Origin of the sequence: Saccharopolyspora pogona (genome assembly GCF_014697215.1) — a bacterium.
GTDB classification, from domain to species: domain Bacteria; phylum Actinomycetota; class Actinomycetes; order Mycobacteriales; family Pseudonocardiaceae; genus Saccharopolyspora; species Saccharopolyspora hattusasensis.
This window is the reverse complement of record NZ_CP031142.1, coordinates 6525975-6538619: the sequence shown is the minus strand read 5'-3', so window position 1 is coordinate 6538619 and position 12645 is coordinate 6525975. Positions and strand designations below refer to the sequence as shown.

Below are 12645 nucleotides of genomic sequence, written 5' to 3'. Positions count from 1 at the left end.
GTGGCACATGACCGAGGTGACTCGGCGCGAGCGGCTTCGCGCGGCCACCGGACTGGAGATCCGCCAGCATGCGCGGGCGCTGCTCGTCGGGTATGGGCGCGACGCGGTGACGCTGCGGGCGATCGCCCGGGAGCTGGGCATCACCGCGCCCGCGTTGTACCGGTACTACGAATCCCGCGGAGCCCTGCTCCGCCAGCTCTGCGACGACATCTGCGCCGACCTGGCGACCGAGCTGCACGCGGCGCTGGAACCGGCGGGCGGCGAGTTCCTGGAGAAGATCTTCGCGGTTTGCCACGGGTTCCGGCGCTGGGCGCTGGCGCACCCGGAGGAGTTCGCGCTGGTATTCGCCACCCCGCAGGGCGAGGAGGGGAAGCGACAGCAGGACCAGTTCGCCGGGGTCTTCCTGGGCATCGTCGGGCCGTTCCTGGTCGAAGGTGCGGTGAAGATCAACCCCGAACCGGGGCTGCCGTTCGAGCTGCCGGACCTGTCGGAGCAGCAGGAAGCGCTGGCGGCGGCGTTGTCCACCGAGGCCATCGAGGTCCCGACGGGAGCCCTGCGCCCAGACGCAGTGTACTTCCTGCTGCGCTGGTGGGTGCGCCTGTACGGCTACGTGGCGCTGGAGGTCTTCGGCCGCTTCCCGTTCGACCTGAAGTACGCGGACCGCCTGTTCGACTCGATGCTCGACGAGCTGACCCACGAGCTCGGCCTCGCCTGAGGCGAGCGCTTCAGGGCTGGTGGAAAGCGGTGGGAGCCAGGGTGATGGTGACCTTGGGGTGGAATTCGTCGACCAGGTCCTCGATGGCGAGCCGGTGTTTGCCGACGTACGGCGGGGGTTCGGCGCCGAGCTTGCGACGGCAGCGTTCCGCCAGGTAGGCCTGGCACGCTTCCTCGGCCATTGTGTCGAAAACGTCCCGGCTGACCGCTTCGGATTGTCGACTGGGCGCGCATTGCACGGTGTCGCGTATCTGCCAGACGCTGACCACGCCTGGCCCGGCGCCCGCATGCTGACCGTTTCCGCCACGTAGCGGGAAAACCGCGACGAACGCAACGGCCGCCGCGAGCGCCCCGATTGCTGTTGGTGCGCCCATCGGGGAGTTCATGAATCCGAGCAGCACGTCCATGTCCAACCTCCGTGCATTGTCCTGTGTGGACTAGTCAGTTCTGGGCGTCGCGGCGAGCTTTGGCTTCGGCCCAGCAGGTTTCACAGGTGGGAGCCAACCAATCCACCTCGGTCGGCCGACCGATGTTGATCGGGAGGCCGCAAAGAGTGACGCGCTCCAGCCCGGGAAAGGGCAGCTCGTCGGGCTCCAACCCATGCCGAGCCCCTTCGAAAGGCCGCCAATAACAAACGGGTCGCTGAGGCTCCAACCCAGGGAAAAGCACCAGAACACCTCCAGGAGTAAGGGGAAAGACGGCGGCGGACCGGCCGTGTCGGGGGAGGGGGGAGAGCCAGCCCGCCGCCGTCTAGATCTCAAATTACCGTCGCGATATCGCATCCGTACATTCCCCAATCGGGTGGAGAGATCACGACCCCGTACGCTTCTGACTGCAACGAACCAGGAGGTCCTCGCATGGCACCGTCTTCGGCAACAGTCGCTGCGCTTGAGTTGGGCTTCCGGCTGCGCGATGCCCGAGAAGAGGTTGGCCTGAGCGGGATCAAGGCCGCCCAAACCCTTGGAATCTCGCAGAACTTCTTGAGCGAAGTCGAGCACGGCAAGCGACGGCTTACGGAAGACAAGCTCGCCGAAGCAGCGGACCTCTACAGCATCCACAAGCAAGAACTGAGCGAACTACGCGCCTTGCGCGATCAGAGTGACGAACGGGGCTGGTGGATCCGTTACTCGGGCCTGTTCCCGCCCGACATGCTCCGCTACTTCGGTTATGAGTGGGGTGCCGAATCTATCCGCTCGCACGAGAGCTTGCTGATCCCCGGCCTTTTGCAGACCGAGGCATACGCGCGTGCGGTTATCGACGGTGACAAGCCCAACATCCGAGCGTCGGATACTGACCAGCGCGTAGCCGCGAGGCTCAAGCGACAACGTCGGATCACCGACGCAGACGATCCGGTGAAGTTCACTGTTGTGTTGAGCGAGGGCGCCCTCAAGCAACAGGTCGGAGGGCCGAAGGTGCTGGCCGAGCAGCTACAGCATCTGATCGATCTGATTGAAGCCCACCCAGAGACGTTGGAAGTTCTCGTCGTCCCGTTCACTGCGGATGCGCACGGTGCGCTCGGCGCATCGACATTCCACCTGTTGACCTTCCCCAGCCCGCAGCTCCCTGACTTGGCCTGGCAAGAGACCGTTACGACAGCCGGGTTGATCGAGAGCTCGACACGAGTACGGCAGTTCAGCTTGACCTGGGCCGATTGTGTGCGACATGCGGCCGATCGGACGGGTTCGCTCGACGTTATTTTTCGAGACCTCAAGGCATTAACATGAGGATGTGTCCACCTTTGCGAACACCAGCTGGGCCAAGTCCAGCTACTCCTCGAACTCGCACTACTGCGTCGAGGTAGCGATCACGCTGGACTCTGTAGGCGTCCGGGACACCAAGGACCGGGACGGCGGAACGCTCCTGTTCGGCCCGCGTCAGTGGGCCGCCTTCGTCGCATCGATCAAGAAGTAGGCAACCCGTCCAGCTCGGCACGAACCTCGGCTGCTTCGTCGTGGCCCAGTTCCTCGAAGACTGCCAGCGCTTCCTGCAACGCCTGCCGGGCTCCTTCCAGGCTCCCGACGTGCTGCAAGACCCTGCCCAGTGCACGCAGGCTTGCACCTTCTCCTTGCCGGTGGCGGATCTTTCGCCGGAACTCCAGTGCTTGCCGGTGCGTGCCGATCGCCTCGTCGACCCGCCCGGAGTCGAAGTAAGCGTTGGCGAGGTTGTTCAGCACGAACCCTTCGCCGATTTCCTCACCGACCTCGCGATCGAACCGCAGCGCCTGGTCGAAGTGCGGATACGCCTGCTCGAACCGGCCGAGCTTGGCATAGAGAAGCCCCAGCGCGTTGTGAGAAAGCCCTTGCGCGAACGCATCGTTCACGCCCTCGGCGATCTCAAGGGCGCTCCCCAACGGCTGGACCGCTTCTTCATATCGCTCGGCGTCCATCAACGCGTGCCCGAGCGCGATGAGAACTTCTCCTCGTCCCTGGAGATCTCCGATCGCATCGAAGTGCGGGAGGGACATCTCGGCGTACCTCGCCGCTGCATCGAAGTCCTTGCGGTCGTAGTAGGCGATTCCCAGTTCATGCAGCAAGTTCGCCTGCGCTGCTTGATCTCCAAGCTGCCGAGTCCCTTCGAAAGGCCGCCAGTAACAAACGGGTCGCTGAGGCTCCAACCCAGGGAAAAGCACCAAGCACCTCCAGGAGTAAGGGAAAGACGGCGGCGGACCGGTCGTGTCGGGGAAAGGGGAGCGAGTCAGCCCGCCGCCGTCTAGATCAAAAAGTATCCTGGAAATCTTTCTGGCGGTATTACCTGATCGGGTCATGTTCTCTGTGCTAAACCTGAAGCATTTCCCGATCCGACACACGACATGGGGAACCAGATGGCACCCTCTTCACCGCTCGTCGCAGCGTGGGAACTCGGCATCCGCCTAAGGAAGGCACGCGAACTGCTCGACCTGAGCTCCACCGAAGGCGCGAAATCCATTGGTATCACGCAGAACTACCTGAGCAACGTCGAACACGGCCGCCGCCGGATCGCCGAGGACAAGCTGGAGAAGCTGCTCTCCAACTACGGCGTAAGTGAAGACGAATGCGCGGAACTACTTGCGCTGCGCCGAGCTTCAGACGGAAGCGGCTGGTGGTCACGCTACAGCGGGCTTTTCTCGCCAGAGCTCATCAGGTTCTTCGCGTACGAGCACGGCGCGCAAGAGATGCACACCTACGAGGGCGCCATGATCTCGGGCTTGCTGCAGACCGAGAACTACTCTCGCGCCGTCCACAGCGGTGACAGCGCGAACCTGCGCAAGTCAGAGGTCAAGCGCCGCATCGAAGCCCGAAGCCGCAGGCAGGACCGCCTCGGCGGGCCAGATCCGCTCCACGCGACGATCCTCATGGCCGAGGGAGCCCTCTACCAGCAGGTCGGCGGCCCCGAAGTGCTGGCGGAACAACTGGAGCACCTGCTCGCGCTGGCCGACGAACATCCCAACACCCTCGATCTCCGGATAATCCCGTTCAGCGCCGGTGCGTACTGCGCGCTGGGAAGCTCAACCTTCCACTTGCTGACGTTCCCGAGCACCCGGCTCGTGCGCCTCGGCTGGCACGAGACCGTGACCTCGTTGAATCTCGTCGAGAGCGAACTGAAGATCCACCAGTACAGCGTCGCGTTCTCCGAAGCACTGAGCCGCGCAGCGGACCGGGACTACTCCAAACAGCTGATTCGCAAGGCGTTGCAGTAGATAACATGAACGAGTGTCGGATCTTGGGGATAACTTAGCCAACGCCCACTGGTTCAAGTCCAGCTACTCGACCAGCTCGCAAGGTTGCGTCGAGGTCGCGTTAGCACTTCCAGCAGTGGGCGTCCGCGACAGCAAAGACCCAAACGGCGGGACACTTGTCTTCACAGCACATCGATGGATCAACTTCATAGCTTCGGTCAAAAAGTAGGCAACTCGCCTAGCTCGACACGAACGTCGACTGCCTTTCTTGCAGGTCTCCTGGACAAGACCACTCGCGATCGGCTCCCGGGCACACCCCTGATCCGCCTCACCGGCACCGGCGGCCCAGCCGGGGTGACCATCCGCCACCCCAACGCCTGGGAACGCCGCAAGCTGCGGCGCAATCAGCAGCGGTGAGTCAGAGGGCTGCCGGGTAGCAGAAACGGCGGGCCGTCTGAGACGGGCCGCCGTTTCGCCGGCCTGGGATCAGAAGTTGGTGATGGCGGGGATGTTGCCCTTGTGCAGATTCTCGATCACGTTGCGGGCGTCGCGGTACTTGTAGGAGCCCGACTCGAACAGCAGGTAGGCGTCGCCCTTGTACTCCGTGATGCCCTCGGCCATGCTCGGCGCGCGGAAGCACTTGGTGGACGGCTTGTCGATGTCCGTCGCGCCCTTGTCCACCACGAAGATGTTGCTGCGCTTGTCGCGGCCGTAGGACGTGCTGAAGATGAACTTGTCCTTGGTGACCATCAGGCCCTGCGTCTTGGTGGGCACCTCGTAGCCGTGCTTCGTGGTCAGCGAGCCGTTCGCGTTGATCTGGTACGAGAACATCTTGCCGCGGCCGCCGTCGTTGAACTTGCCCGCGTACAGGGTGTCGCCGTAGCTGGCAATGAACGACGCCGCGTACACCCGGCGCGCCTCGCCGTCCTGCTTGACGTACGGGACGCCGCCCTTCTTCATCGCGGCGCGGAGGTCGGACAGCTTGTACTTGCGGATCGTGTCCCACTTGCCGGAGTCGCGCCCCTGCACGAACGCCCAGTCCCGGCTGACGGTGATGCCGCCGACGTGCGCCTCGGCGATGGCGACCGTGCCGACGTGCGTGCCGGTCTTCGGGTCGATGCCGACGATGTGCGCGTCCTGGCCCTTCTCCCCGTACTCGGTCACGAGCAGCAGGTCGCTGTTGGGGCCGTCCCAGTTGTACCAGGGCGAAATGCCCTGCGGCGTCAGCTTGTCGAGACCCGGGACCGCCGGGCCCTTGGCGAAGGCCTTGTCATAGACGTGCGACGCGGACGGCCCGCCGTAGAACGGACCGTCGCCGCTGGCGTCCGACTCGCACTTGATGCCCTGGTCGGTGACGCCTTCTTCGGGCGCAGCGACACCCGTCGCCGCGGTGCCGACGAAGAACGCACCGCCGAGAACGGTGATCGCAGCTTTCCGGAGCAGGCTGTTCATCGTGCCTCTCAACATCTCGGCATCGGGTTGTACACCGGTGAGACGAACCCCGGCCGCATCGGTTCCATCCGGGATCCACTAATCGTTCACCGGCTGGTCACGCGGTCGCGGACTGTGGGTCGAGCACCCCAATGGCGCGTAGGCCATTCCGTGCACGACGCATATCCGCCAGTCCTGCGGGGTGAAATGTGGTGGACTGCGGACATGACGATCATCCAGCAGGACAAGGCGAAGATCTTCCACTCACTGCACGCCGAACGGGCGCCGCTGGTCCTGCCCAACGCCTGGGACTCGGCCAGTGCACGGCTCGTCGAGGACGCCGGGGCGACGGCAGTGGCGACCACGAGCGCGGGCGTCGCGTGGAGCCTCGGTGCCGCCGACGGCAACGCGCTCGACCGACGGCTCGCCATCGAGCTGATCGCGCGCGTCGCCGCCGCCGTCGACCTGCCGGTCACCGCCGACATCGAGAGCGGCTTCGCCGAAAACCCCGATGGCGTCGGGGAAACCATCCGCCTGGTGCTGGACGCCGGCGCGATCGGCGTCAACATCGAAGACGGTGTCGGACCGTCGCTTCGCCCGGTCGAAGAGCAGGTCGCGCGCATCGCCGCGGCTCGCGCGGCGGCCGACGCCGCGCAAATCCCGCTGTTCATCAACGCGCGCACCGATCCCTTCCTCCGTCCCGTGCACGACGATCCGGCAGAGCGGTTGCGCGATGCCATCGCCCGCGCGGCCGCCTATGCGGAGGCCGGCGCGGACGGGATCTTCGTTCCCGGAACGACCGATGTCGCGGTGATCTCCGAGCTGGCGACGAACATCGAACGGCCGTTGAACGTCCTGGCCCGCCCTGGCGCGCCCACCGTCGCGGAACTGGCCGAGGCCGGAGCCGCTCGCATCAGCCTCGGCGCGGCAGTCGCGCAGGCCGCATATGCCGTGGCGCGCCGGGGGATCCGGGAAGCGCTGGAGCACGGCAGCTACGACACGCTCGCCGACGCGGTGGACTTCTCGGACTTCAACGCCCTGTTCCGAAATTGACCTGTTTGACCTGTTCGGTCGAGGCGCTGGCACTTTCGGCGCAAACCTACCGCCGACGCGAATTTTCGCGCGGTTCGAGTGAACCTACGCCGTCGACAGGCGTCCAATGAACAACTGGACGTTGCACTAGGAGGTCAGGTCGTGATGCACAGGTCGGTGCGAGTGCTCGGTTCGGCGGTTGCGGTCGGCGCCGCGCTACTGCTTTCGGCTTGCGGCCAGCAACCGCCGCCGCCGAATCTGCTCCAACCCGGCGACATCGGCCAGCGGCCCATCGTGATGGACGAGCCGGCCGCGTCCGCCACTATGTCCAAAGTGGATGCGTCTGCACCGGAGACCAAGACCGCAACCACGACGAAGACCACCGAACAGCAACCGGTGCCCCAGCAGCCGGCACCTGTGAAGCAGTTCTACGCGGCCACGTACGTGGACGGCACGAACCAGAAGCTGGTGCAGCAGCCGAGCGTATTCATCCACCCCAACGTCACCGGCGAGTCCGCCAGCGAAGTGAAGCTGATGAACCTCGACTGGTCGAAGTGGGGCGAGAACGGCGCCGTGGGCTACGGCAGCGCGTACATCACCGGCGGTGGCGGCCCACCCGAAACCGTGAACGGCGTGCAGTTGATCCTGGACAACCCGAAGATGCACAACGGGAAGATGCAGTACACGCACTACATGATCGTCTGGCCGCAACAAGACGCCCCTGACGAAGGCCAACTCCACACCCTCTGAGCCCGTTGCACGACAGCCCTCCACCCAGTTCGAACCGCCGGGCGGTCACGCTGTTTCGTGGGCGTGCTGGGCTTCCTGGCGCCGGGCCTCGGCGCCGGTGGCGATCGGGGCTGTGAGCCACTGGCGGGGCCGGCCGAAGGCCGTCACCCGGTCCACCGCGCGCGGGCGGAGCTGGCCGCACAGCACGTTGATCGCCTCGGTGATCGCCCCGGTGATCGCCTTCGAGCGAGCGAAGTTACCGACACACCGCCATGTGACCTACCTCGCCAGTCCAGGGGGACCGCAACTTCCATTGAAATCGAATCTTCGATTTCAATGGAAATTGCGGCCTCCGAGGCGCACTGATCAGGCGACGACGTTGACCAGGCGACCCGGGACGACGATGACCTTGCGCGGGTCCTTGCCGGCCAGCGCCGCGACGATCTTCTCGTCCGCCAGCGCCGCCGCCTTCACCGCGTCCTGATCCGCCGAGGCCGGCACCACGACCCGGGACCGCACCTTGCCGTTGACCTGGATCGGGTACTCCGCGGTGTCCTCGATCAGGTACTCCTCCTCGGCCTCCGGGAACGGGCCGTGCGCCAGGCTCCCGCCTTGGCCCAGCCGGGCCCACAGCTCCTCGGCCAGGTGCGGCGTCAGCGGCGCGGCCATCAGCACCAGCGGCTCCACCAGCGACCGCGGAGTGCCCGCCGCCGACGAATAGGTCTTGGTGAGCCGGTTGTTGAACTCGATCAGCTTCGCCACCGCGGTGTTGAACCGCAGCTCCGCGTAGTCCTCCCGAACCCCGGCGATGGTCTTGTGCAGCGCCCGCAGCGCCTCGACGTCCGGCTGCTCATCGGTCACCCGCAGCGCACCGGTGTTCTCGTCGACGACGTTGCGCCACAGCCGCTGCAGGAACCGGTGCGAGCCCACGACGTCCTTGGTCGACCACGGACGCGAAGCCTCCAACGGCCCCATCGACATCTCGTACAGCCGCAAGGTGTCCGCGCCATAGGCGTCGGCCATCTCGTCCGGGGAGACGGAGTTCTTCAGGCTCTTGCCCATCTTCCCGTACTCGCGGTTGACCTCCTGGCCCTGGAAGTAGAACTTCCCGTCCCGCTCCTCCACTTCCTCGGCGGGGACGTAGACCCCGCGCGGGTCGGTGAAGGCGTAGGCCTGGATGTAGCCCTGGTTGAACAGCCGCCGGTACGGCTCCTCCGACTCCAGGTAGCCCAGGTCGTGCAGCACCTTGTGCCAGAACCGGGAGTACAGCAGGTGCAGCACCGCGTGCTCCACGCCGCCGACGTACAGGTCCACGCCGCCCGGGTCGTTCGCGCCGTGCAGCTCCGGGTGCTTGCCCATCCAGTAGCGCTCGTTGGCCGGGTCGACGAACCGCTCGGAGTTGTCCGGGTCGATGTAGCGCAGCTGGTACCAGCAAGAACCGGCCCACTGCGGCATCACGTTGGTGTCGCGCTTGTAGTGCTTCAGCCCGTCGCCCAGGTCCAGCTCCACCTCGGCCCAGTCCGTGGCCTTGGCCAGCGGCGGCGCCGGCTTGCTGTCGGCGTCCTCCGGCTCGAAGGTGCGCGGCGAGTAGTCCTCCACCTCGGGCAGCTCGACCGGCAGCTGGTCCTCCGGCAGCCCCAGCGGCACGCCGTCCTCGCCGTAGACGATCGGGAACGGTTCGCCCCAGTAGCGCTGCCGCGCGAACAGCCAGTCGCGCAGCTTGTACTGGACGGTGCCGCGGCCGTGGCCGTGCTCCTCCAGCCAGGCGGTGATGGTCTTCTTCGCGTCGTCCAGGCCCAGCCCGTTCAGGTCCAGGCCGACGTCCGGGTTCGCGGAGTTGATCCGCGGCCCCTCACCGGTGTAGGCGCCGCCTTCGAAGTCGGCGGACGGCTGCACGGTGCGGATGATCGGCAGGCCGAACACGCCCGCGAACTCGTGGTCGCGGGCGTCCTCGCCGGGCACCGCCATGATCGCGCCGGTGCCGTAGCCCATCAGCACGTAATCCGCGATGAACACCGGGATCTGCTTGCCGTTGACCGGGTTGGTCGCCCAGGCACCGGTGAAGACGCCGGTCTTCTCCTTGTTCTCCTGGCGGTCCAGGTCGGACTTCATCGACGCGGCCCGCCGGTACTGCGCGACAGCCTCCGCCGGGGTCGCCGCGCCGCCGGTCCAGCGGTCGTCGACCTCGGCCGGCCACGCGGCCGCGGTCAGCTCGTCGACCAGCGGGTGCTCCGGGGCCAGCACCATGTAGGTGACGCCGAACAGGGTGTCCGGGCGGGTGGTGAAGACCTCGATGTGGTGTGCCGAACCGTCCAGCGGGAACACCACGTTCGCGCCTTGCGAGCGGCCGATCCAGTTCCGCTGCATGGTCTTGACCTTGTCCGACCAGTCCAGCCGGTCCAGGTCGTCGACCAGGCGGTCGGCGTACGCGGTGATCCGCATCATCCACTGCTTCAGGTTGCGGCGGAACACCGGGAAGTTGCCACGCTCGGTCAGCCCGTCGGCGGTGACCTCCTCGTTCGCGACCACGGTGCCCAGGCCGGGCGCCCAGTTCACCGGCGCCTCCGACAAGTAGGCCAACCGGTAGGAGTCGATGGTCTCGCGCTGCTCGGCGCGGGACAGCTCGGCCCACGGGCGGCCGTCCGGGGTGGCGCGCTCACCGGTGGCGAACTGCTCTTCCAGCTCACTGATCGGCCGGGCGCGGCCCTTGCCGCCGCTGGCATCGGTGTCGTACCAGGCGTTGAAGATCTGCAGGAAGATCCACTGCGTCCACCGGTAGAACTCGAGGTCGGTGGTGGCGACCCGGCGGCGCTCGTCGTGGCCCAGGCCCAGCCGGCGGATCTGGCCCAGGTAGCGCTCGATGTTGGCTTCGGTTGTGGTCCGCGGGTGGGTCCCGGTCTGCACCGCATACTGCTCGGCGGGCAGGCCGAACGCGTCGAAGCCCATCGTGTGCAGCACGTTGCGGCCCAGCATCCGGTGGTAGCGGGCGTAGACGTCGGTGCCGATGAAGCCCAGCGGGTGGCCGACGTGCAGTCCGGCGCCGGACGGGTACGGGAACATGTCCTGGACGAACAGCTTGTCCGCCGGAAGGTCGCCCTGGAGTGGGCCGGCCGGGTTCGGCGCGTGGAACGTGCCGTGCTCGTCCCAGAGGCGCTGCCACCGCTGCTCGATCTCGGTCGCCGTGTCCGCCGTGTAGCGGAACTGCGGGACCTCTTCGGGAACCCCGGTCGTCGAGCCCTCTGCCTGGCCACTCATCGTGTTGCGTCCTTCCCTGCCTTCTCGCCCGAACCGCGCGGGTCGTGCCTGCCTAAGTGTGCCGCCTACGGAAAATGGAAAACCCCCCAGGCCCTGTCGGGCATGAGGGGTCGCCGCGTTGACGCCTGCTAACGGACGGTCAACGCGGCCTCGCAAGAAGCAGCCTCGCGCGCACGATTCCAGGGTAGCCGAGATCACTTCACGGCCAGCGTGATGAGCCTCGCGGTTCCGGTCTTCACTGCTCCGCTCACGCCAAAAAGGGTGTTCACAAATTCGCGCAACGTGATGCGCTTTGACTGTTGAGGCGAGTGGTGATTACTGATGCGGCAGCGAACCCCGCGACCACGAAATCGAGCGCCGCGAATCGCGGCAACGAAAATGCCCCGGGCGGCATGCGCAAGAACCACTACCTGCTCCACTACCTCGCGGCCGAGTGGGCGCAGGACTGGATGGACAAACATTGCTCGCGAACGACGATCCCGAGCCTGAGTGCCAAGACCATGCGGCAATTGCCGGTCTGGCTACCTCCGCTGGATCAACAGGAGGCGATCATCGAAATCATGTCCAGCCTCGATGAGCAGCTGGCGCTGAAGGACGAAGTCGCCGACACCACGGAGCGGCTCAAGCACTACCTCGGGCAGCTCATCGGCGCCGGCGACTTCCCGCTACGCGACTGAACCCAGGCCTACCTCACGGCCAGCGTGATTAGCTGCGTGGTCTGGTTCGGGGCGAAGTTGTCGTCGCTGACCAGCACCAAGCTTCGCCGACCGCCCGGCAGGCGCGGGCCCCAGGCCAAGCCCTCGACGTTGTCGATCTTGCTCAGGCCGACGTCGGCGAGGTCCACCAGTAGCTCCTTGCGCACCGGCTGCACCGAGGCGTCCTGCAGCGACGGGACGTGCTGCACGTCGGTCGCGTTGTTCGTGGTGATCCGGTAAATCCGGATCGAGTTGCCGACGCCGGCCACGAACGCGCGCTCCATCACCAGGAACCCGTCCCGGTCGGCCAGCACGGCGGACACTCCGTTGTTGGATGAGCCGCCGGTCGGCGACTTCGCGAACACCGGGTCCAGCGGGTAGGCGTACTGCGCCAGTACTCGGCCGGACCGGGACTGCACGGTGATCCGGGACAGCGCCCCGTGCGCGTCGGTCGGCGACTCGCCGTCCTGGAGCAGCGGGCCTTCCATCGCCGTGACGACCTGGGAGCCGCCGGCGGCGAAGGTGAGGCCTTCCAGCACCTCGTTCCGCTTCGGCCCGGTCTCCGGCAGCATCCGCAGGTTCTCCGGCAGCGGCAGCTCCTCGGCGAACGCGCCGTCGCGCTTCGACCGATTGATCGCCGGGTCGATCAGCTGCGCGGCCCGGTCGCCCTCGCTGACCCACCAGATGTCGCCGGTCCGCGGATCCCAGCGCACATCCTCCGGGTCAACCTCGCCCTTCGGATACGTCGAGCCGTCCGGGTGCAGCAGCGGCGCGGTGCCGGTCAGCCGCACCTCGTTCGGGGTCAGCCGGGCCGTGTAGATCCGCGCCGGTGCCCGCTCCGACCGGTCGTCGCTGATCAGCACCCACTCGCCGGTCCGCGGGTCGTAGTCCAACCCGGACAGCCCGCCGACCGTGGTGCCGTCGAACTGCAGGCCGTGCGGCAACGTCGCTTCACCGACCAGCTGCACGTCCCCGCTGGGTGCCGCAACGGCGGGCGCGGCCGGTAGGACCACCGCGAGCGCGGCCGCCAGCAGTCCGGTTGAGACAGGAATCTTTGCCATGGCCGACAGCACACCTGACGTGGGTGTCGGGCAGGTAGCGAGCAGGTGAGGCTTACCCTGTCGGAGTGCTCGC

15 protein-coding genes are annotated in these 12645 nt (G+C 66.4%); 8 read left to right on the top strand and 7 right to left on the bottom strand.

The features are described 5' to 3' along the window. Positions 1–7 precede the first annotated feature (7 nt). The gene (locus DL519_RS30370; protein WP_190819883.1) at positions 8–715 is read left to right on the top strand and encodes a TetR/AcrR family transcriptional regulator; all 708 of its coding nucleotides are present in this window, start codon (positions 8–10) and stop codon (positions 713–715) included. A gap of 10 nt (positions 716–725) precedes the next feature. Here the strand turns inward: DL519_RS30370 and DL519_RS30365 are convergent, their stop codons facing one another. Beyond that, entirely contained in the window at positions 726–1121 is a 396-nt protein-coding gene (locus DL519_RS30365; protein WP_190824641.1) for a hypothetical protein, read from the bottom strand. Between the two features lie 34 nt (positions 1122–1155). Then, positions 1156–1383, bottom strand: a complete 228-nt coding sequence (locus DL519_RS50435; RefSeq protein WP_223839742.1) for a zinc finger protein — start codon at positions 1381–1383, stop codon at positions 1156–1158. Positions 1384–1571: 188 nt separating this feature from the next. On the opposite strand from DL519_RS50435, the gene DL519_RS30355 reads away from it, so the two are divergent. Together DL519_RS30355 and DL519_RS30350 are read left to right on the top strand one after the other, a co-directional pair. Next, the gene (locus DL519_RS30355) at positions 1572–2438 is read left to right on the top strand and encodes a helix-turn-helix domain-containing protein (protein ID WP_190819879.1); all 867 of its coding nucleotides are present in this window, start codon (positions 1572–1574) and stop codon (positions 2436–2438) included. A gap of 4 nt (positions 2439–2442) precedes the next feature. Further along, the gene (locus tag DL519_RS30350) at positions 2443–2625 is read left to right on the top strand and encodes a DUF397 domain-containing protein (protein WP_190819877.1); all 183 of its coding nucleotides are present in this window, start codon (positions 2443–2445) and stop codon (positions 2623–2625) included. Here the strand turns inward: DL519_RS30350 and DL519_RS30345 are convergent. Beyond that, entirely contained in the window at positions 2615–3247 is a 633-nt protein-coding gene (locus DL519_RS30345) for a tetratricopeptide repeat protein (RefSeq protein WP_190819876.1), read from the bottom strand. The two genes, DL519_RS30350 and DL519_RS30345, sit on opposite strands and share 11 nt — an antisense overlap. Before the next feature lie 288 nt (positions 3248–3535). On the opposite strand from DL519_RS30345, the gene DL519_RS30340 reads away from it, so the two are divergent. Both DL519_RS30340 and DL519_RS30335 read left to right on the top strand, forming a co-directional pair. Beyond that, complete coding sequence (locus DL519_RS30340) at positions 3536–4390, top strand: helix-turn-helix domain-containing protein (protein WP_190819873.1); 855 nt, start codon at positions 3536–3538, stop codon at positions 4388–4390. Between the two features lie 13 nt (positions 4391–4403). After that, positions 4404–4598: a DUF397 domain-containing protein gene (locus DL519_RS30335; protein WP_190819871.1), complete on the top strand. Its 195-nt coding sequence runs from the start codon at positions 4404–4406 to the stop codon at positions 4596–4598. A gap of 257 nt (positions 4599–4855) precedes the next feature. Here the strand turns inward: DL519_RS30335 and DL519_RS30330 are convergent, their stop codons facing one another. Next, complete coding sequence (locus tag DL519_RS30330; protein ID WP_190819869.1) at positions 4856–5821, bottom strand: hypothetical protein; 966 nt, start codon at positions 5819–5821, stop codon at positions 4856–4858. 204 nt (positions 5822–6025) lie between these two features. Here DL519_RS30330 and DL519_RS30325 point away from each other — a divergent pair, with 204 nt between their 5' ends. Then, the gene (locus tag DL519_RS30325) at positions 6026–6853 is read left to right on the top strand and encodes an isocitrate lyase/PEP mutase family protein (protein ID WP_190819867.1); all 828 of its coding nucleotides are present in this window, start codon (positions 6026–6028) and stop codon (positions 6851–6853) included. Positions 6854–6994: 141 nt separating this feature from the next. Further along, a complete protein-coding gene (locus DL519_RS30320) occupies positions 6995–7582 on the top strand; it encodes a hypothetical protein (protein ID WP_190819865.1) in 588 nt (195 codons plus the stop codon). Between the two features lie 45 nt (positions 7583–7627). On the opposite strand, the gene DL519_RS30315 is transcribed toward DL519_RS30320, so the two are convergent. Both DL519_RS30315 and leuS read right to left on the bottom strand, forming a co-directional pair. Continuing rightward, a complete protein-coding gene (locus tag DL519_RS30315; protein ID WP_190819863.1) occupies positions 7628–7768 on the bottom strand; it encodes a hypothetical protein in 141 nt (46 codons plus the stop codon). 159 nt (positions 7769–7927) lie between these two features. Further along, the gene (gene leuS, locus DL519_RS30310; protein ID WP_190819861.1) at positions 7928–10816 is read right to left on the bottom strand and encodes a leucine--tRNA ligase; all 2889 of its coding nucleotides are present in this window, start codon (positions 10814–10816) and stop codon (positions 7928–7930) included. 311 nt (positions 10817–11127) lie between these two features. Here leuS and DL519_RS30305 point away from each other — a divergent pair, with 311 nt between their 5' ends. Beyond that, positions 11128–11493: a restriction endonuclease subunit S gene (locus tag DL519_RS30305; protein ID WP_190819859.1), complete on the top strand. Its 366-nt coding sequence runs from the start codon at positions 11128–11130 to the stop codon at positions 11491–11493. An 8-nt stretch (positions 11494–11501) separates the two neighbouring features. Here the strand turns inward: DL519_RS30305 and DL519_RS30300 are convergent, their stop codons facing one another. After that, a complete protein-coding gene (locus DL519_RS30300; protein ID WP_190819857.1) occupies positions 11502–12572 on the bottom strand; it encodes an esterase-like activity of phytase family protein in 1071 nt (356 codons plus the stop codon). Between the last annotated feature and the right edge of the window lie 73 nt (positions 12573–12645).